At 73.6% G+C, this 19218-nt stretch carries 15 protein-coding genes; 5 read left to right on the top strand and 10 right to left on the bottom strand.

The window, feature by feature from the left end; translation table 11 throughout:
- Positions 1-7: 7 nt before the first annotated feature.
- From ACFPZN_RS29710 to ACFPZN_RS29685, 6 genes are read right to left on the bottom strand one after another with little or no spacing between them, the layout of a single operon-like run.
- Positions 8-727: a class I SAM-dependent methyltransferase gene (locus ACFPZN_RS29710; RefSeq protein WP_378285546.1), complete on the bottom strand. Its 720-nt coding sequence runs from the start codon at positions 725-727 to the stop codon at positions 8-10.
- 44 nt (positions 728-771) lie between these two features.
- The gene (locus ACFPZN_RS29705) at positions 772-1266 is read right to left on the bottom strand and encodes a hypothetical protein (protein WP_378285545.1); all 495 of its coding nucleotides are present in this window, start codon (positions 1264-1266) and stop codon (positions 772-774) included.
- A 59-nt stretch (positions 1267-1325) separates the two neighbouring features.
- On the bottom strand, positions 1326-1577 hold the full coding sequence (locus tag ACFPZN_RS29700) for a hypothetical protein (RefSeq protein ID WP_378285544.1): 252 nt from the start codon (positions 1575-1577) through the stop codon (positions 1326-1328).
- A gap of 15 nt (positions 1578-1592) precedes the next feature.
- Positions 1593-3734, bottom strand: a complete 2142-nt coding sequence (locus tag ACFPZN_RS29695) for a lipase family protein (protein WP_378285543.1) — start codon at positions 3732-3734, stop codon at positions 1593-1595.
- Positions 3731-5317 (bottom strand): peroxidase family protein, encoded by a 1587-nt coding sequence (locus ACFPZN_RS29690; protein WP_378285542.1) that lies wholly within the window; start codon positions 5315-5317, stop codon positions 3731-3733. Before ACFPZN_RS29690 ends, ACFPZN_RS29695 begins: the two co-directional genes overlap by 4 nt.
- Positions 5318-5319: 2 nt before the next feature.
- A complete protein-coding gene (locus ACFPZN_RS29685) occupies positions 5320-6618 on the bottom strand; it encodes a cytochrome P450 (protein ID WP_378285541.1) in 1299 nt (432 codons plus the stop codon).
- A 249-nt stretch (positions 6619-6867) separates the two neighbouring features.
- Between ACFPZN_RS29685 and ACFPZN_RS29680 the strand changes: the two genes are divergently transcribed.
- On the top strand, positions 6868-7842 hold the full coding sequence (locus ACFPZN_RS29680) for an acyl-CoA desaturase (RefSeq protein WP_378285540.1): 975 nt from the start codon (positions 6868-6870) through the stop codon (positions 7840-7842).
- A gap of 9 nt (positions 7843-7851) precedes the next feature.
- Here the strand turns inward: ACFPZN_RS29680 and ACFPZN_RS29675 are convergent, their stop codons facing one another.
- Both ACFPZN_RS29675 and ACFPZN_RS29670 read right to left on the bottom strand, forming a co-directional pair.
- Positions 7852-8511, bottom strand: coding sequence for a response regulator (locus ACFPZN_RS29675; protein WP_378285539.1), 660 nt, complete (start codon positions 8509-8511; stop codon positions 7852-7854).
- Positions 8508-9677, bottom strand: coding sequence for a sensor histidine kinase (locus ACFPZN_RS29670; protein ID WP_378285538.1), 1170 nt, complete (start codon positions 9675-9677; stop codon positions 8508-8510). Before ACFPZN_RS29670 ends, ACFPZN_RS29675 begins: the two co-directional genes overlap by 4 nt.
- A 166-nt stretch (positions 9678-9843) precedes the next feature.
- Here ACFPZN_RS29670 and ACFPZN_RS29665 point away from each other — a divergent pair, with 166 nt between their 5' ends.
- From ACFPZN_RS29665 to ACFPZN_RS29655, 3 genes are read left to right on the top strand one after another with little or no spacing between them, the layout of a single operon-like run.
- Positions 9844-11310 carry an MFS transporter gene (locus ACFPZN_RS29665; RefSeq protein ID WP_378285537.1) on the top strand — a complete coding sequence of 489 codons (1467 nt, stop codon included), beginning with the start codon at positions 9844-9846 and terminating at the stop codon, positions 11308-11310.
- Positions 11307-13139, top strand: coding sequence for an ABC transporter ATP-binding protein (locus ACFPZN_RS29660; protein WP_378285536.1), 1833 nt, complete (start codon positions 11307-11309; stop codon positions 13137-13139). The genes ACFPZN_RS29665 and ACFPZN_RS29660 overlap by 4 nt, the downstream gene beginning before the upstream one ends.
- Positions 13139-14845, top strand: coding sequence for an ABC transporter ATP-binding protein (locus ACFPZN_RS29655; RefSeq protein ID WP_378285535.1), 1707 nt, complete (start codon positions 13139-13141; stop codon positions 14843-14845). Before ACFPZN_RS29660 ends, ACFPZN_RS29655 begins: the two co-directional genes overlap by 1 nt.
- On the opposite strand, the gene helR is transcribed toward ACFPZN_RS29655, so the two are convergent.
- Both helR and ACFPZN_RS29645 read right to left on the bottom strand, forming a co-directional pair.
- Positions 14832-16988 carry an RNA polymerase recycling motor ATPase HelR gene (gene helR / locus ACFPZN_RS29650; RefSeq protein ID WP_378285534.1) on the bottom strand — a complete coding sequence of 719 codons (2157 nt, stop codon included), beginning with the start codon at positions 16986-16988 and terminating at the stop codon, positions 14832-14834. The two genes, ACFPZN_RS29655 and helR, sit on opposite strands and share 14 nt — an antisense overlap.
- A 475-nt stretch (positions 16989-17463) precedes the next feature.
- Positions 17464-17730: a hypothetical protein gene (locus ACFPZN_RS29645; protein WP_378285533.1), complete on the bottom strand. Its 267-nt coding sequence runs from the start codon at positions 17728-17730 to the stop codon at positions 17464-17466.
- A gap of 150 nt (positions 17731-17880) precedes the next feature.
- Between ACFPZN_RS29645 and ACFPZN_RS29640 the strand changes: the two genes are divergently transcribed.
- A complete protein-coding gene (locus ACFPZN_RS29640) occupies positions 17881-19182 on the top strand; it encodes a helix-turn-helix domain-containing protein (protein ID WP_378285532.1) in 1302 nt (433 codons plus the stop codon).
- The last annotated feature ends 36 nt before the right edge of the window (positions 19183-19218 follow it).

Below are 19218 nucleotides of genomic sequence, written 5' to 3'. Positions count from 1 at the left end.
GGGCGGTTCAGCTGCCGGAAGGTCTGCGCGCGAGGACGAGCCCGTACCGCGGGCTGCCGTCCTCGCGCTCGCCCAAGGCCGGCAGGGGGGCCGTCGTCACGGTGAAACCGGCCGCCGTCAGGTCGTCGCGGATCTCGTGCAGCGGGCAGGTGCGGTAGTACATGACGAACGGGGGACGCCACACGGCGTTCCGGACCCGCATGACCAGGTCGAACCCGAGCAGCGTCCAGTACCAGACCGACGAGATGGGCGGCGGCGCGGCGATCGGGAAGGCGAAGAGACCGCCGGGCCGCAGCGCGCGGTACACCCCGGAGAAGAGCGCGGGCCGCTCGGCGGGCAGGAAGTGGCCGAGCGCCCCGAAGCTGACCGCGAGATCGTACGCCTGCTCGAAGGGCAGGTCCCGGACGTCCGCCCGTACCCACTCGGCGTCCGGATGCGCTTCACGCGCCTGCGCGAGCATGCCGGCGCTGAAGTCGACGCCCGTGACCCCTCCCTGGCACAGGGGCTTGAGGACCCGCATCCCCGCGCCGGTGCCGCAGCACACGTCCAGCCCCTGATCGAACGGGCCGAGCGGCCCCAGCGCGTCGGCGGTGGCGGCGAGAAGGCCGTCGGGGGTGCGGAAGGGCGTGTGGTCGAACTTCGGGGCGAGCAGGTCGTAACCGCGCTCGACCGAGGACAGCGCCTGGATCGCCAGTTCGCGCAGAGACGGACCTTGGGGCGAGAACACCGGCCAAGCCTATGCCAGGCGGGCCGCCGGACCGGAACCGGAGATCAGGACGGCGGGGCCGGCCGGGCGTGGACCAGGTCCGGGACCAGGTGCAGCTCGTAGGCGGTGTAGCACTCGCTGATCTCGGTGCCGACGTCGGTGCCGCAGGGGCACCTCATGTTGAACCCCGCCCTGCCGGTCAGGCCGCAGCAGCCTGCGTCGTCCGGCTTGGGCGAGTACTGGAGCACCGGGGCGTCCTCCGGGTGGAGGACGATCGTGTCGCGCGGACCGGCGGACACCAGGAAACCATCGCCGTCCGGATCGCCCACGCACGGGCCGCCCGGGAAGATCGCCTCGGCGTCGTCCGTGGGGACGAACGGCGGCCCCCACGGCTCGGGGTCCAGCGCGTAGTACCCCCGCGCCACCGTGGCGGGCGCCCGGCGCGACCCGTCACCGGACTCGAAGCGCGCCTCGAACGGCGGCCGCCCGGGAAGGGTCTTCAGCCGCTCCAGGCGCTCGGTCAGCGCTGCCCCGCAGGCCGTGCAGACGAATACCGTCACGCTTGCCATGCCTATCACGCCGAGCCTGGATCGCGGCTGACGCCTCCGCGGTGTGAGCGTTACGTGGTGCCGTCGGTGGTCGCCCCGGCGTAGTCGTCGAGCCGTGCTGACGCGTCGGCGAGGTCGGCCGAGGCGACCACGCAGGCGGTGATGTGGTCGTCGAGCGTCCGGTACAGCCAGGGCGGCGCGGCGTCGTGCGCGCCGAGCCTGGACGCGAGGCGGCGCAGCCGTGCGGCGCACTCTTCGAGCACCTCGGCGTCGGCCCCCAGGACTCGGGCGTGGGCGGTGATGGCGTCGGTGCGTCCGGGCACGGGATGCCTCCGGGGTCAGCGGGCGGGCAGGGGGACGGCCGGTGTCCGCAGGCTGCTGCGGGCGGGGGCGACCAGGCACAGCACCGGCCGGGCGCCGTCGAGGCCGAGTGCGTCCAGCCGCTGCGCCAGGGGGTGCTCGGAGGAGCCGACGGTGAGCCGCATGCCGGGGGACGGGTGCACCCGCCGGCGGCCGCGTTCCCGGATCTGCGAACGCAGCGGGGTGCCGTCCCGCCGCGAATAGACGACCAGATCCCGTCGCACGAACGGCAGCCCGCGGCCGAGCGGACCGGCCAGCGTCAGGATGGGGCCGCCGGTGTCGGCGACCGTCACCGACGCGGCTCGGTCGTCGCCCTCCACGCGCACCCCGGCCACCGACGCCGAATGCCCCCAGACCTCGGACGCCACGGCGCACGCCAGCTCGGTGGTGAGCACCGAGTGCAGGAAGCAGGTGCCCAGGCCGCGGTGCTCGCCGGACGGCAGCAGTTCGCGCCACATCCGGGACGGGCGCGGCCCGTCCGGGTCGGCGACGACGACCCCGAGGTGCAGCTCGCCGTAGTCGCCGAGCGCGGCGCCCCGGTTCTCGAACGCGTGGAGGGTGACGAGCGCGCGGCCGCCCACCCGTACCGCGCGCCCGTGCTCGCCGAGCAGTTCCGCGGCGGCGGCCGGATCGGCGGTGAAGTAGGCGGTGAACGCGTGGCCCTCCGGGCTCTGGAGGGGCAGTTGGACGGGGCCGCCGCTGGTGGTGACCGTGGCTGTCCCGGGCTCGCGGTCGTACAGCCGGTAGAGCTGCGACCGGACGACCGGGCCCTGGTAGGGCCGCAGTTGCTCGTCCAGGTGGGCGCGGACCTCGGGGAGGTCCTTGGTGATGTTGGCCGTGTAGTGCTCGATGCTGTGGCAGGCCGGGAACACGTGCGCGGGGTCGGTGTAGTCGACCACGTACCAGTCCGGGTGCAGGTCGAAGCAGGAGCCGGCGCCCTGCCCGTCGAGGCTGGGGATGAGGTCGTGCTGGTTGGTGATGCTGGCGACCCAGGTGTCCGGGGAGACGGGCCGCTTGAAGTCGATCGGCGAACCGACGGCCACCACGTGGGTGACGGTGTGGCGGGCGCAGAACTCCGGGTCCTGCGCCAGGTTCATGACCGCGGCGCCGCCCGCGCTGTGGCCGATCAGGGCGACCTCCTCGCCGGCCGGCACGCCGTAGTCGTCGATGGCCTTGGCGAGGGCGCGGCTGAAGGGGGCGCTGTCCCTCAGGGTGCTGCTGAACGCGCCGAGCAGGTCGGCGGGCGACTCCAGGTCGGGGTTGCCGATCCGCATCCCCGGGACCTGCACGATGTGCCGCCGGGTGCCGTCCGGGCCGGTCACGGTCTGCACCAGGGCCCGGCCGGTGGGGCCGACGACGAGGATGTTGGTGAGGAAGCCCAGCAGCGACCCGTGCGTCCCGAGCCGCGCGGACTCCTCGGGGCCGGGCTCGGTGCGGCGGGCGGCGCCCTCGCCGACGTCCAGGGCGGCGATCGCCCGGTTGCTCAGGCCGGTGATGGGGTCGGCGGTGGCGACGGCCTCGCCGCCGGCGATGAGCCAGGCGGTGCGGTCGTTGAGCGGGTTGCGGTCCAGCAGGGCGCGCAGCGCCAGGAACTCGCTGAAGATCGGCGCGATGGCGGTGAGGGCGCGGGCCGTGCCGCGGTCCTTGACCAGGGCGCACAGGGCGCGCAGCGCGTCCATCTCGCGCTCGGCCGCCACCGCCTCGTGCAGCCGCGCCAGCAGCGGATCGGTGACCAGTTCGGGGTTGTCCAGGCAGACGGCGGCGATGCGCAGGCGCAGCGAGGTCGTCATCATCCGGACGGCCAGGCTCCGCGTCCCGGCCATGCCGCCGAGCTTGGAGCCGAGCGCGCCGACCGGGCCGCCCGTCACGGTGTAGCCCAGCCCGCGGCGGTCGGTGACCGCGCGCAGCACCGCCCGCTGCGCCCGCGCCCCGGCGGCGGGCGCCCGGTGCAGCGAGCCGTAGACGGCTCCGTCGGTGGCGGCGGCGGTGGCGCGCCGGGAGACCTCGCGCAACGTGGTGGCGATCTCCGCCAGCTCCCGCGCGGCCTCGCGCAGCACCGCGGAGTGCTCGGCGGAGTGCTCGGCGCCGTCCTGGGGGACGGGCTCGGGTTCGCCGGTCACCGGGCGCCTCGCCAGGTCATGCTGACGAACCGCGGCCGCGGGTCCTCCGGGACGTTGCGGTGCAGCACGTCCGAGACGGTGCGGGTGGTCCCGATGATCCGCATCCCGACCGGGGAGAAGGTGTCGGCGTTGCACAGCCGGGGCGCCAGCAGCGGATTGGTCAGGGCCTGCGAGAACGCGTCGATCGCGATGATCTTGGTGAGCAGCGGCGGGAGGATGGCCCTGGCCGACCCCGGCTCCTCGGCGAACAGGCCCACGTACAGGTCGACCTCGTCCACGCTGCGGTACAGCTCGCGCAGGGCCCCGTGGACGCGGGGATCGCCGGAGATCTGCTCGAAGCGGCGGACGCGCGGGAAGCGGCAGTGCTCGCGGTAGTCGTTGTAGGGGGCCAGGTCCACCGCCCGCGCGCCGGCGACGCTCGCCACGTCCACCTCCCGCAGGACCGGGTCGGTGTTGAACAGCCCGATGCGCCCGGCCCGCTGCTCCGAGGCGTCCTCGAACAGCCGCCCCAGCCCCGCCTCGGGCAGCAGCGCGCTGCCGAACAGCGTGCCCGCCAGCGGCAGCTCCCGGCCGCCGACGACCAGTTCGGACGGGACCAGGCTGTGCCAGCGGTAGACCAGGTTGAACTCGATGGACGCCCAGTTCTGCCGGTGCCAGGGCGCGCGGGCCAGCCGCGTGCTCAGCGCCGGGTCGAGCAGGAAGCGGAAGTGGTACGGGGTGATGTGGTTGATGTACTCCTCGACCACCAGCTTGATGACGAGGGCGAGCACGATGTTGCGGGCGGTCTGGAACAGCCGCTCGTCGTCCCACTTCGGGTAGGCGTCCGCCAGCTCCCGCGCCACCCGGTTGTGCTCGCGCAGGAAGAGCACGGTGAACATGGTGAAGCCGACCTGCGCGTTGCCGCGGTCGCCGCCGGTGGCGAAGAGGGTGTCGCGCCGCGCGTCGTCGATCCGGTCGAACAGGGCCACGCTCAGCGCCGAGAACTCCGGCTTGATCTTCCCGTTCTCGCAGAGGAAGAGGGGGAACTCCCCGCCGTTGACGAGCTGGCTCTTGAGCAGCCCGCCGTCGAAGGCCCGGACGGCGGCGGTCTGCTCCTCGTCGAGCCCGTAGACGGGGTTGACGTCGATCTCGTGGTTGGAGCTGGTGCGGCGCGGATCCCGGGGGACGTGCGTGTCGCCGCGCAGGAACCCGTCGGTGAACCACTGGGCGAAGTAGGCGAACAGCACCGTCGACCGGGGGCAGGGGATCATCTCCTCGCCCCGGGCGAACAGGTCGGCGGCCTGGTCCACCGGCGGCCGCCCCTCGTCGCCGGCGGGCACGGGGGGCAGGTGCCGGGCCATGTAGGTGCGGTCGGTCAGGGACGCCCAGGAGGTGTAGTCCGCTCTGGTGCTCAGCGGCTCGGGCCGTCCGGGCATCTCCCGGACGGCGCTGTCGATCAGCGCGGCGTTGAGCCGCAGCCGCAGCCCCGGGCTCGCCTCCGCCATCCGCCACAGCGGGCGGCCGTGCGTGAGGGCCAGGTAGCGCAGCCGGTTGGCCGCCCCGTCGGTCGCGATGCTCCGTGCCTTGGTCCGCTCGTTGCGCATGTTCATCCCTCGCGGTCGCCGATCCCCAGCCAGAACCGGTCCGGGAAGATGTCCCGGTCCCGTACCACCGTCCCGTCCGGCGGGTCGAGCAGCCGCAGCCCGGGACGCGCGAGCAGGCGGCGCACCGTCTCGGAGATCACCGCCGCGCCGGGGTGCACGCCCACGCACGCGTGCGGGCCGTGACCGAAATGCAGCCGTGTGTGCGGCGGCCGGTCGGTGCGGAACAGGTCGGGCTCGGGCACGGCGGTCTCGTCGAACATCGCCGAGGCCACGGCGGCCAGGACGAGGGTCCCGGCGGGCACGGCGGTCTCGCGCGGGGTGCCCGCCGCCAGGACGTGGTCGCGCGCGCACACCCGCGTGATCACCTTGAGGAACGGGTCGAAGCGCAGCGCCTCCCAGACGTGGCCGTCGAACTCCGCGGGGTCCGGATCGGCCGCGGCCAGGGCGGCGGCCCGGTGGATCTCCGGGCGCAGCAGGATCTGCCGCACCAGGTGGGTCATCGACCCGACGGCGTTCTCCAGGAAGCCCAGCAGCAGCCCCGCCACGTTGACCGCGGTGCGGTCGTCGTCCCAGGCCAGCTCGCCGGGCAGGGCGGTGCGCAGCAGCCGGGCGAAGACGTCCCGGCTCCGCGCCTCGGCATCGCCGGCGCGGCGGTCGGCGAGCGCGCCGCGCAGGTGCTCCATCATCTCCCGGCCGGCCTCCAGCGACGCGGCGTGGACCGCGGGGTCGCCGGCGAGGTTGGCGGTGACATCGGTCATGATCGTTCTGGACCAGCGCGCCAGCGTCCCGGGGTCCGGGCCGGGGAAGCCGAAGTACTCCGCGCACACGGTCGTGCAGACGGGCCGGAACAGCTCGCCGACCGCGTCGATCCGTCCCGCCGGGGCCGCCGCGTCCAACGCCCGGTCTGCCGTCTCCGCGACCAGCGCGCGGACCGCCGGCACGTCCTCGGGGGGCAGCATGACCTGCATGAGGCCCTTCTCGCGCCAGTTCAGCGGGGTGCCGTCACGGGTGAGCATGACCGGTGCGCCGAGGGCCGGATCGAGCTTTGCGGCATATCCGCTCACCGTGAATATGTCGCCGTTCCGGAGCACTTCACTGACGTCCGAAAATCGGGTCACGACGGTGAAGGCGGGGGTGCTGAGAATCGGTCGGCGGGCCCGAAGTTCGGCGAAGAGGGGACGCCATTCGGTGCGCAGCCACCCGGCCAGCAGCGCCAGTGCCTGCAGCGGATCTCCCTCGGCGGCCGCCTCGTACCGATCCACATAACCGTCCGCTGTGAGGTGCCGCGGTGCATCGCCCACGCGGTGTCTCCATTTCCGTCGGAGAAGGGTCGGAAAAGGGCATGCGTCATCGCCCGACCAACAACCGGTCCGTGACGCGAGGTATCTGGAAGCTAACCATCCAGGACCGAATACACAAGCGTCTGACCGCAGAAAGTATTGAGTTGACTACGACAAGGGATATTTCCCTGGCCGCGAGGTCACTGGCGAGCCGCGCGGCGCATGCCCTTCAATCGGCAGCGTCCGTCGTCCGGACACGAAGGAGACGGCATGTCCGCGCCCACGCGCAGGCCCGACCGGCCGACGGCCGGCACCTTCGGCGTGTCCACCGGCCGCCGCACCGCCTACCTGGTCGTGCTGGTGGTGGTCCCGCAGGTCGCGCTGGTCGCGGCGGTGGCCGCGCTGTGGGGCCGCGGCATCGGCCCGCGCGACCTGGTGATCGCGGCCGTCATGTACGCGGTCAGCATCTTCGGCATCAGCGTCGGCTACCACCGGCTGCTGACGCACCGCGCGTTCCGGTGCCGCCGCCCGCTGCGGATCGCGCTGACCGTCGCCGGCGGCCTGGCCCTGCAGGGGCCCGCGAGCCTGTGGGCGGCCGAGCACCGCAGGCACCACAAGTACGCCGACCGGCCCGGCGACCCGCACTCCCCGTGGGCGTACGGCGAGAGCGGGCCGGCCCTGCTGCGCGGGCTGCTGCACGCCCACGTGGGCTGGTTCTACACCGCCCGCCGCCGCTCGGACCGCCGGCACTGGGTCCCCGACCTGCTGGCCGACCCGGACATCCGGCGGCTGGACGCGCTGTACCCGGTGACCGTGGCCGCGTCGTTCCTGCTGCCCGCCGCCGCGGGCGGGCTGTGGTCGGGGTCGTGGGCGGGCCTGTGGTCGGCGCTGTTCTGGGGCGGGCTGGTCCGCTACGCGGTCGTCCACCACGTGACCTGGTCGGTCAACTCCGTCGCGCACACCTTCGGCGACCGGGCGTTCGACACCCGCGACCGCTCCTCCGACGTGTGGTGGGTGGCGCTGCTGACGTTCGGCGAGGGCTGGCACAACTGGCACCACGCCGATCCCACCTGCGCCCGCCACGGGGTCCGCAGGGGGCAGCTCGACCCGAGCGCGCGGCTGATCCGCATGTTCGAGCGCGCCGGCTGGGCCCACGACGTGCGCTGGCCCGACCCCCGGCGGATGGCCGCGCGCCGCACCCGGGCCGCCGACGACGGCCCGGAGCCCGGAGAAGCCGAACCCTAGCGGTGCGGATCAGGAGCGCCGCGGGACGACCAGGCCGGACTCGTAGGCGAACACCACCAGCTGGGCGCGGTCCCTGGCGCGCAGCTTGGTCATCGCCCTGCTCACATGCGTCTTGGCGGTGGTCGGGCTGATCACCATCTGCGCGGCGATCTCGTCGTTGGACAGGCCGCGGGCCACCAGCGCGGTGACCTCCCGCTCGCGGTTGGTCAGCACGTCCAGCCCCTCGGGCGCGGGCTCGGGACGGCGGCTGACATACTCGCCGATCAGGCGGCGGGTGATCGCGGGGGACAGCAGCGCGTCGCCGCGGGCCGCGACCCTGATGCCCTGCACCAGGTCGGCGGGCTCGGTGTCCTTGACCATGAAGCCGCAGGCGCCGGCGCGGAGCGCGTTGAAGACGTACTCGTCCAGCCCGTAGTTGGTGAGGATCACCACGTGCACGCCGCTCAGCCGCTCGTCGCCGGCGATCAGCCGGGTCGCCTCGATGCCGTCCATCACCGGCATCTGGATGTCGACGAGGGCGATGTCGGGCCGGTGCTCGACGGCCAGCGCCACGCCCTGCTCGCCGTTCGCGGCCTCGGCCACCACCTCGATGTCGTCCTCGATCTCCAGCAGGGCCCGGAAGCCGCCGCGGATGAGCGCCTGGTCGTCCACCAGGAGCACGCGGATCACGACGGCTCTCCCAGGGGGAGCTCGGCGCGCACGGTGAAGCCGCCCTCGGCGCGGGGCCCGGCCCGCAGCCGGCCGCCGAGCGCCGCGACGCGCTCGCGCATGCCGAGCAGGCCCGTGCCGGGCACGGGCGGCGCGTCCGGGTCGGCCTTGCCGTCGTCGTCGACCTGCACCACCAGCTCCCCGTCCGCGTAGTCGACGCGCACCGCCGCGCCCGCCCCGCCGGCGTGCCTGGAGACGTTGGTGAGCGCCTCCTGGACGATCCGGTACGCGGCCCGGTCCACCTCGGCCGGCAGGTCCCGCCGCGCGCCGGAGATCGTCACCGTGGTCGGCAGCCCGGTCGAGCGGGCCCGCTGCACCAGGTCGTCGAGCCGGTCGAGGCCGCTGGCCAGGGCCTCGCCGCCGGAGCCGCCGGAGCCGCCGGAGCCGTCGGAGTCGCCGGTGTCGCGCAGCACCTCCAGGGTGGCGCGCAGCTCGCGGATGGCGTCGCCGCCGGCCTCCTGGATGGCCAGCAGCGCGGGGGGCACGTCCTCGCCGCGCCGGCGCGCCAGGTGGACGGCCACCCCGGCCTGGACCTTGATGATCGAGATGCTGTGGGTGAGCGAGTCGTGCAGCTCCCTGGCGATGCGCAGCCGCTCCTCGCCCGCGCGGCGCAGGGCCGCCTCCTCGCGGGTGCGCTCGGCCTCGGCGGCCCGCCGCTCGGCCTCCTCCAGGTACGCCTGCCGGTGCCGGGTCACCGTCGCCACCACGCCGGCCGCCACGAACCAGCCGACCAGCAGCGAGATGTCCTGGAGGTTCTGCCCCGACTCGTCGGCCCCGGACAGGTTCACCGCCAGGCCGGCGCCCAGGAACGCCACGGCCGCCAGCGCCGCGACCACCCGGTGACCGGCCCGGACCGCCGCGAACACCGACACCATCACGGGATAGGCGGCCGCCGGGCCCGGCTGGACGTGCGCCCCGACCGCGAGCATGCAGACCGTGCTGACCAGCAGCGCCACCAGCGGCGCCCGCCGCCAGGCGACGAGCGCGAGGGACCCGGCGAGGGCGCCCGCGAGATCCAGCGCGCCCGCGCCCGGCGTGTTGACCACGATGACCGACAGCAGGACGGCCATCGCCGCGGCGAGCAGGCCGTCCTGGGCGAGCGGCCGCCCCCGGTCCAAGAACCTCATTCGACAAAGGTTAAGGTCGTCTCCGCCGGGCTTCCTCCGCAGCACGGCGTAATTGCCCACTACTCCCCGCGAAGTAGTCGCGCCGGACGTACTTCCCGGGTGCCGGTCGCAGAAGTCTCCCTGGGCACGATGACCGCCGACCTGCCCGAACACCACCATGTCCGGCATGAGAAATTCGGCAGGCGGAAACATGGCCGCCGGGGCGGGGGCCCGGCCGGGGCTCACCCTCGCCGCGGTGGCCGTCGCGCAGTTCATGGTGTCGCTGGACCTGTCGGTCGTGAACCTCGGGCTCCCGCAGATCGCCGCCGGCCTCGGCTTCGGCGCGGTGGGCCTGACCTGGGTGATCCACGCCTACGCCCTCGCCTTCGGCGGGCTGCTCCTGCTGGGCGGCAAGGCCGCCGACCGGTACGGCCGCAAGCGGGTCCTGCTGCTCGGGCTCGGCCTGTTCGGCCTCGCCTCGTTCGCCGGCGGCTTCGCCCAGGAACCCGGCCATCTCGTCGCCGCCCGCGCCGCGCAGGGCGTCGGGGCCGCCGCGCTGGCCCCGGCCGCGCTGGCGCTGCTGATCGCGGCGTTCCCCGCGGGCCGGGCCCGGGTCCGGGCCTTCGGGGTGTGGAGCGCCATGAACGCCGCCGGAGGCGCCCTCGGCGTCCTGATCGGCGGCGTGCTCACCGAGTACGCCGGCTGGCGCTGGGTGATGTTCGTGAACGTGCCGATGGCCGCCGGCGCGCTGGCCCTGGCCTGGCGCGGCGTCGCCGCCGGCCCGCCCCCCTCCCGCGGCGGCCGTCCGGACGTGCTCGGCGCCGTCCTGGCCACGGCGGGCATGACCCTGCTGGTGTTCGGCGTCGTCCGCACCGACCAGCACGCGTGGACCTCGCCGGTCACCCTGACGACGCTGGCGGTCGCCGCCGCGCTGCTGGCCGCGTTCGTCCAGGTCGAGCGGACCACGCGCCGCGAGCCGCTGGTCCGCCTGGGCCTGTTCGCCAACCGCTCGGTCGCCGGCGCGAACGCCTCCATCCTGCTGGTCGGCGCCGCCATGGCCTCGGCGTTCTACTTCATGTCCCTCTACCTCCAGCAGGTTCTGGACACCGAACCGGCGCTGACCGGGCTGATGTTCCTGCCGTTCGCCCTCGGTGTGGTCGCCGGCTCGGTGCTGGCCGTCAAGCTCGGCTACCGCCTCGCCCCCCGGACCCTGCTGGTCTTCGGCGGGCTCCTGACCGCGGCCGGGTTCGCCTGGTTCGGCCTGATCAGCGCCGACGGCGCCTTCACCACCGACGTCCTGGGGCCCTCGATCGTCGCCAGCGTCGGCTTCGGGCTCTGCCTGGGACCGGTCGTCTCCGCCGGCAGCGCCGGCGTCGCCTCCCACGAGGCCGGTACCGCCTCGGCCCTGCTCAACAGCTCGCGCCAGATCGGCGCCTCGCTCGGGCTCGCCGCCCTCGGCACCGTCGCGCACAACCGCACCGGCCCGGCCGTCACGCCCGAGACCCTCAACGACGGATACGCGCTCGGCCTGACCCTGAGCGCCGCGCTCCTGGTCGCCGCCGCCCTCGTCGCCCTCACCATCCCGCGCCCGGCGCCGCCGCAAGCCGACCAGGCCGAGCGGGTCGGCGACCGCAGGAAGGACGTTCCGGCATGACCGCCACCGACCTTGCCGAGGCGAGACAGCGGCCCCTGCCGCCACCGGAGGCCGACTCCGCGGCCGGACAGAGCGTGGCGGGGCTGCTGCGCCCGCACTTCCGAGGGTTCGCCGCCGTGGTGATCCTGCAGATCATCGGCGCCGTCGCGGGGCTGGCGCCGCTGCTCGCGGTCGCCGAGCTGGGGCGCGCCCTGCCGGCGCCCGGCCCGATCGATCACGACCGGGTCTGGACCGCCGTGATCGCGGGCGCGGCCGGCCTGCTCGCGCGGCTGCTGTTCACGGCCGCGTCCTCGGGCGTCGGGCACGTGCTCGACGACCAGGTCCAGCTGTCCTTCCGGCGGCGGCTGGCGGCGCGGCTGGGGCGCGTGCCGATCGGCTGGCTCTCCCGGCGCCGGACGGGCGAGCTGGCGAAGATCGTGGGGGAGGACGTGAGCGCCGTGCACCCCTTCATCGCGCACACCCCCGGCGAGCTCGTCTCCGCCTTCGTGGTGCCGCTGGTGTCGCTGGTCTACCTGTTCACCGTCGACTGGCGGCTCACGCTGATCACGCTGACCCCGGTGGCGCTGGCGGTGGCGCTGGTGCCCCTGATGATGACGCCGGCCCGGCTGCGCGAGCAGAAGGAGTTCGACGCGGCCATGGACCGGATCGCGAACTCGGTCGTCGAGTTCGTCCAGGGGATCGCCGTGGTCAAGGCGTTCGGCGGGGGCGAGCGCGCCCACCTGAAGTTCCGCACGGCCGTGGACGACTTCGTCCGCAGTTTCTACCGGATGGTGCGCGGCCTCTCCGGGATCGCCGCGGGGATGCAGCTGGTGCTGTCGCCGCCGTTCATGCTGCTGGTCGTGCTGGCCGGCGGCGCGATCCTGATCACGAACGGTTTCCTGCCCGCGGCGGACCTGCTGCCCTTCCTGCTGCTGGGACTGGGACTGGCCGCTCCGGTGGAGGTCCTCGGCCACGGCTTCGACGACATGCAGACCGCCGGGCGCGCGGTCGGCCGGATCCGGGACGTCCTCGCGGTGCGGTCGCTGCCGGAGCCCGCGCACCCCGTCGCGCCCCGGGGGCACCGGGTGGAGCTGCGGGACGTCCGCTTCGGCTACGACGCCGACCACGAGGTGCTGCGCGGGATCGACCTGGTGCTCGAACCGGGGACGGTCACCGCGATCGTCGGGCCGTCCGGGAGCGGAAAGTCCACGCTGGTCCGGCTGCTGCCGCGGTTCTTCGACCCGACGCAGGGCTCGGTCGCCCTCGGCGGCGTCGACCTGCGCGAGCTCGGCTCCCGGGAGCTCCACCGGATGGTCTCCTTCGTCTTCCAGGACGTCCGCCTGCTGCGCGCGTCGGTCGCGGACAACATCGCGCTGGCGGTGCCGCACGCCGGCCGCGACGACGTGGTCCGCGCCGCCCGGCGGGCGAACGTCCACGACCGGATCCTCGAACTGCCGCGCGGCTACGACACGGTGATCGGGGAGGACGTCGAACTGTCGGGCGGCGAGGCGCAGCGGATCGCGATCGCGCGCGCACTGCTGGCCGACGCGCCCGTACTCGTGCTCGACGAGGCGACCGCCTTCGCCGACCCGCAGACCGAACAGGCGGTGCGCCGGGCCCTGGCCACGCTGGAAGGCGACCGGACGATCCTGGTGATCGCCCACCGCCTGGAGACGGTCGCCGACACCGACACCGTCGTGATGCTGGAGAACGGGTCGATCGTCGAGCGCGGCGCGCCCGCCGACCTGCTGGCGCGGGACGGGAGGTTCGCCGCGTTCTGGCGATCCCACCGATCGGCGGCCGACGATACCGACACCCGTGGCGGCGTACCGCAAGGAGACGAGTCCTGATGATCCGGATGCTGATGCGCGTGCTCGGACCCGAGTACGCGCGGCCGGTACGCCGCACCGTGGCCCTGATGACGGCGGCCGCGGTGGCCGAAGGACTGTCCTACGCGCTGCTGGTCCCGGTGCTGCGGGCGCTGTTCGGCGGCACGCCCGCCGACGCCCGCCCCTGGCTGATCGCGTTCGGGGCCGTGGTCGCGGTCTTCGGGGTGCTGCGCTACGCCGGGGACCTGTCCGGTTTCCGCGGCGGGTCGACGCTGCTGCAGGGCATGTACCGCCGGCTCGGTGACCATCTGGCCCGGCTGCCGATCGGCTGGTACGGCGCCGGCCGCGTCGGGGAGGTGTCCGTCCTGGCCGGCCACGGCGTCCTTCAGGCGATGAGCGTGATCGCGCACCTGCTGGCCCCGCTCATCTCCGCCTGCGTGACGCCCCTGACGATCGTCGTGGTGATGCTCGCGTTCAGCTGGCAGATGGGCCTGGCCGCGCTGCTCGCCGTCCCGGTCGTGGCGGCGATCCAGATCTGGACGGGACGCTCCATGGCCGCCGCCGACGCCGAGCGCGCCGCGCGCGACCACGACGCCACCGGGCGGGTCATCGAGTACCTCCAGGCCCAGCCGGTGCTGCGCGCCGGCGGCCGGACGGCCGAATGCTTCCGGCTGCTCGACGACTCGCTGCGCGAACTCCAGCGCGCCTCCCGCCGCTCCATGCTGTCGGTGCTGCCCGGTGTCCTGGGCCTGACGCTCACGGTGCAGGCGGTCTTCACCGCGCTGCTGGTCCTGGGCGCCTACCTCGCGCTCGGCGGGACCATCGGCGCCGCCGAGGTGCTGGCGATCCTGGTGCTGGCCGCCCGCTGCGCCGACCCGCTGCTGTCGCTGTCGGACATCGGCGGCCGGCTCCACGCCGCGCGTTCCCAGCTGGTGCGGCTCGACGAGGTGCTGCGCACCGAGCCGCTTCCGGAGCCGCGCGAACCGGTCCGCCCGGTGCGCCACGACCTGGAGTTCGACTCCGTCACCTTCCGGCACGACGACCGCACGGTGATCGACGGCGTGTCGCTGTCCGTGCCGCAGGGGCGGCGGCTCGCCGTCGTCGGGCCGTCGGGCGCGGGCAAGACCACGCTGCTCCAGCTGCTCCCGCGGTTCTACGACGTGGACGCGGGCGCGGTCCGCGTGGGCGGCGCGGACGTGCGCGCGATCAGCACCGACGTGCTGATGGAGCAGATCGCCGTCGTGTTCCAGGACGTCTACCTCTTCGAGGGCACGATCGAGGAGAACGTGCGCCTCGGCCGTCCCGGCGCCGGCGCCGCCGAGGTCCGGGCGGCCGCGACCGCGGCGCGCCTGGACGAGGTGATCGAGCGGCTCCCCGGCGGATGGGAGACGAACGTCGGCGAGGGCGGCGCGCTGCTGTCGGGCGGCGAGCGCCAGCGCGTCTCGATCGCGCGGGCGCTGCTCAAGAACGCGCCCATCGTGCTGCTGGACGAGGTGACCTCCGCACTGGACCCGGTGAACGAGGCTGCCGTCCACGAGGGCATCGAGCGCCTGATGGCGGGCCGGACGGTGGTGATGGTGGCGCACCGGATGCGGACCGTCCGGCGCGCCGACCGCATCGTCTTCCTGGACGCGGGCCGCATCGTCGAGGAAGGAAGCCACGACGAGCTCCTCCGCCTCGGCGGCCGCTACGCCGGCTTCTGGAACATCTCCGTCAGGAGCTCGTGAGGATGACGAGCTGCCGGGTCGCCCGGGTCATCGCGACATAGCGGTCGACCGCCCCCTCGATGCCCTCGCCGAACGCCTCCGGGTCGACGAGGACGACCAGGTCGAACTCCAGCCCCTTCGCCAGCTCCGGCGTCAGCGACCGGACGCGGGACGTCGCCGGGAACGCGGGATCGCCGATGACGCAGGCGGTCCCGTCGGCGTTCTCGGCGAGCCAGGCGCCGAGGACCGCGTCCAGCTCCGCGACGGATCCGCGCACGACGGGGACGCCGCTGCCGCGGATCGAGGTCGGCACGTTGGCGTCCGGGAGCGCGGCCCGGATGACCGGCTCGGCCTCCGCCATGACCTCTTCGGGCGTCCGGTAGTTGACGCTCAGGGACGCCAGCTCGATCCGGTCGAGCCCGATCCGCTTGAGCCGGTCCTCCCACGACTCGGTGAACCCGTGCCTGGCCTGGGCGCGGTCCCCGACGATGGTGAAGCTCCGGGACGGGCAGCGCAGGAGCAGCATCTGCCACTCCGCGTCGGTGAGTTCCTGGGCCTCGTCCACGACGATGTGCGCGAACGGGCCGGCGAGCAGGTCCGGGTCGATGCCGGGCAGCTCGCTCTCGTCGACCAGGGAGTTCTGGATGTCCTCCCCGCGCAGCATCGTCACCAAGCCCTCACCGTCGTCGTCGGCCTCGATCAGGTTGTCGACGACCTGCGCCATGCGGGCGCGCTGGGCGGCGATGGAGGCGTCGTGGCGGCGCTTGCGCCGGGAGTCCTCAGGGTCGCCGAGCCGCTGCCGCGCCGCGTCCAGGAGCGGCAGGTCCGACACCGTCCAGGCGTGGGCGTCCTCGCGCTGCAGCTTCCGGACGTCGTCGGGGCCGAGCCAGGGGGCGCACATCCGCAGGTAGGCGGGGACCGACCACAGGTCTCCGACGAGGTCGGCCGCCTCCAGCATCGGCCACGCCCTGTTGAGGGCCATGAGCAGGTCCCTGTCCTGCAGCAGCGACCTGCGGAGCAGGTCCGCCGAGACGTCGCCCTCGTGCTTGTCCACCAGGATCGTGAGCAGCTCCTCCAGGATCTGGTCGCGCGCCTCGTTGTGCGGGGTGCCGGGGTCCGGCGCCCGGAACGCCTCCGCCCAGTCGTCCGCGCTCAGCCAGACGTCGGACCAGTGGGTCGTGACCGTCATCCCCTTGGCGGGCGGATTCTCGTAGAACCTGACGGCCTTCTCGATCGCCTTCACCAGATCCGCCGACGACTTCAGGCGGGCCACGTCCGGGTCGGCCTCGACCGCCGCCGCGGTTCCCTCCGCCACGAGGTCCCGCAGGGTGCAGGTCTGCACGCCCTCCTCGCCCAGGCTGGGGAGGACGTCGGCGACGTAGGCCAGGTAGGGCTGGTGCGGGCCGACGAACAACACCCCGCCCCGGTGGTGGCCGAGCCGCGGATCGGAGTAGAGCAGGTAGGCGGAGCGGTGCAGGGCGACGACGGTCTTCCCGGTGCCCGGACCGCCGTCCACGACGAGCGCGCCGCGCGAGCCCGCGCGGATGATGGCGTCCTGGTCGGCCTGGATGGTGCCGAGCACGTCCCGCATCCGGGCCGACCGGTGGCTCCCCAGGCTGGCGATGAAGGCGGACTGGTCGTCGAGCGCGGCGTGCCCGTCGAACCCGTCCGCGGCGAACACCTCGTCCCAGTAGTCGCTGATCCGGCCGCCGGTCCAGCGATACCTGCGGCGGCTCGCCAGACCCATCGGGTTGGCATGGGTCGCCCCGAAGAACGGCTCGGCCGCGGGGGACCGCCAGTCGAGCAGCAGCCGGCGGCCCGAAGCGTCCTTGAGGCCGAGCCGTCCGACGTAGACGGGTTCGGAGTCGTCCGCGCCGACCATGCGCCCCAGGCACAGGTCCAGACCGAAGCGGCGCAGGGCGCGCAGGCGGGCGCTCAGCCGGTGGATCTCCATGTCGCGGTCCAGCGCCTTCTGGCCGATGCCGCCGGGCGCCTTCCGCTCGGCGTCGAGACGGCCGGACAGGTCGGCGATCGACGTCTCGAGGCTCTCCGCGATGGCCGCGAAGTGCTTCTCGTCGTCGCCGATCAGCGCCGGGTCGGCCTTGGGCGCGAGGCGCTCGGGAAGGTCGAACGCACTGGTCGTCAAGGATTTCAACACGCGCATTTCCGCGTCCCCCGGGTCTGTCGAATCTGGCTTCGACCAGCGATTCTGAGGTACGCCCGGGGTCTTGCCGCAAGCCCCCCGGTGCGCTATAAGTTGAGAGTGGAGAGGAGCGGCCGTGGCCGCTCCTTCTTTGCTTTGCGGGGGCAGAAACCGGCGGGCAGCGGTCCCTGGGCGCGCCAGACGGTGCCGCGGCGCTCGTAGGCGAACAGCTCCCCGGCGTGAGCCCGCACTTCTACCGCCGCGCCTTCAGCTGAGACCACGCGGCCGGCTGGCAGCATGGCGGACATGGACAGAGCCGCCGGCGGTGGTGCGGATCGAGGTCCACTACCTGAGCGACGACCGGTCGCGCTGGCGCGACCTGTGGATCCTGCGTTTCGCCCCCGACCGGCCCGACGGCCACTGACCGCGTCTCCCCATCGACCCGAGCCGGCGCGCGTTACGTCCACCTTTAGTGGAGGAAACGGGAAACCCTCTTTCAGTGGCCGTTCTCGGACGTTCTTTTGCCATGATTGCCGGGGGCGCTGCTATTGTCGGACGTGCTTGGAATGATCTGGAACTCGTGCCAGGCGTCCAGGAGCGCGATGATCACGACCGGTAGCGTGAGCGGCAACCGGTGGATTCCCTCCGCATGCAGCTCGATCACACAGGTCAGCGCCGCCCAGGAGTGGAGCGTGCCGCGCACCCCGGGCCGCGGGAGAAAGCCGTGCCGGCCGGGTTTCGAGTGCGCTGCTCGACGGATCATCGCTGTCCTCCCTGTCGACCCGAACGCCGTCCGGCAATTCGGTGGCGCGGGCGGTTCGTCCGGTCGGTTCCCACTGTTCGTCGTCTCGCGTGTTCGCAGGTAGGCGTTGTTCGCAGCCTCTGGCAGCGGCAACGGGAAACCGGGGTAAGGGTGGCCGAGCGGGTGACAACATTTGGTGTGGAGCTTCGGCGGCGGAGAATGGCGGCCGGGCTGTCACTGGCGCAACTGGGTGCTCTGCTGCACTACAGCAAAGGACATCTGAGCAAGATCGAGAATGGCGGTAAAACCCCTTCACCCGAGCTGGCGCGGATGAGCGACGCGGCACTCGGTGCCGATGGGGCGCTCCTCTCGCTGGCGCCCGCGCAGCCATCGGAAACGCCACTGCCCGACGCAGGAACAGACGACGACGAGGTGTGGCTGATGAATCTCTCCGACAGCGGAACCAGCTGGTTCCATCCCGTCGACCGGCACGAGGCGTCGGCGATGAGCACGTCCTCCCTGCTGGGTTTCGGGCTGAGTTCCCAGGGCCTGACCGCGACCGCGAAGGAGCCGACCGCGCTGGAGGCCTTCCGCGGGCTGTTCGACCAGTTCCGCGGCCTCGGGCAGACCGCCAGCCCGGGGGCGGTGCTGCCTCCGGTGATCGCGCAGACCCACGTCCTGCGCAGCCTGTCCGCCCGGGCGCCCGCGGACCTCAGGGACGAGTTCCTGGTCCTGGGCGCGCGGTTCGCCGAGTACGCCGGGTGGATGGCGCAGGAGTCGGGCAACGACCAGGCCGCCCTCTGGTGGACGGCGAAGGCCGTGCGGATGGCCGCCGACGGCAACGACCACGACCTGGCCGCCTACTCCCTGGTGCGGCGCGCGCTGGTCACCCTCTACCGGGAGGACGCCACGCAGACCGTCCGGCTGGCGCGGCAGGCGCAGGTCTCCCCGGAGACGCCGGACCGGATCCGGGGCCTGGCCGCGCAGCGCGAGGCGCAGGGCCACGCGCTCGCGGGCGACCACCGGGCCTGCATGGAGAGCCTGGAGCGGGCCCGCGAACTGCTCGACCGCGCGTCCGGGGCGTCCGGGGCGTCCCGGGATCCGGTGCTCGGCTCGGTGAACCTGGCGGACCCGGTCGCGATGGTCACCGGCTGGTGCCTCTACGAGCTGGGGCGGCCCGAGGAGGCCAGTGAGATCCTGGACGCCGAGGTGGCCCGGCTCAGCCCGCGGGCGCTGCGCTCCCGCGCGCGGTTCGGGGTCCGCCGGGCGCTCGCGCACGCGGCGGCGGGCCGGGTCGACCACGCCTGCGCGCTGACCGCCGAACTGCTGCCCGTCACCGATGTCGTCAGCTCCGCGACGATCGCGACCGACCTGCGCCGGCTGGCCCGCACGCTGGCGCGCTGGCACACCGACCCCGCGGTGCGCGGGCTGTACCCCGCGCTGACCGAGTCCCTGAGCTCGCCGGACGTCTGAGCCGGAGCCGAGAGCCGAGAGAGCAGAGAAAGCGAC

Source organism: Actinomadura rugatobispora, from assembly GCF_042656285.1.
Lineage (GTDB): Bacteria > Actinomycetota > Actinomycetes > Streptosporangiales > Streptosporangiaceae > Spirillospora > Spirillospora rugatobispora.
This window is presented reverse-complemented; position numbering and strand designations above follow the sequence as displayed.

Bases quoted from the DNA above. Each gene is read 5' to 3' on its own strand.
- ACFPZN_RS29690 (WP_378285542.1), bottom strand. From the start codon at position 5,317: ATGCGCAACGAGCGGACCAAGGCACGGAGCATCGCGACCGACGGGGCG.
- ACFPZN_RS29680 (WP_378285540.1), top strand. From the start codon at position 6,868: ATGTCCGCGCCCACGCGCAGGCCCGACCGGCCGACGGCCGGCACCTTC.
- ACFPZN_RS29670 (WP_378285538.1), bottom strand. From the start codon at position 9,677: ATGAGGTTCTTGGACCGGGGGCGGCCGCTCGCCCAGGACGGCCTGCTC.
- ACFPZN_RS29665 (WP_378285537.1), top strand. From the start codon at position 9,844: ATGAGAAATTCGGCAGGCGGAAACATGGCCGCCGGGGCGGGGGCCCGG.
- ACFPZN_RS29660 (WP_378285536.1), top strand. From the start codon at position 11,307: ATGACCGCCACCGACCTTGCCGAGGCGAGACAGCGGCCCCTGCCGCCA.
- ACFPZN_RS29655 (WP_378285535.1), top strand. From the start codon at position 13,139: ATGATCCGGATGCTGATGCGCGTGCTCGGACCCGAGTACGCGCGGCCG.
- helR (WP_378285534.1), bottom strand. From the start codon at position 16,988: ATGCGCGTGTTGAAATCCTTGACGACCAGTGCGTTCGACCTTCCCGAG.
- ACFPZN_RS29645 (WP_378285533.1), bottom strand. From the start codon at position 17,730: ATGATCCGTCGAGCAGCGCACTCGAAACCCGGCCGGCACGGCTTTCTC.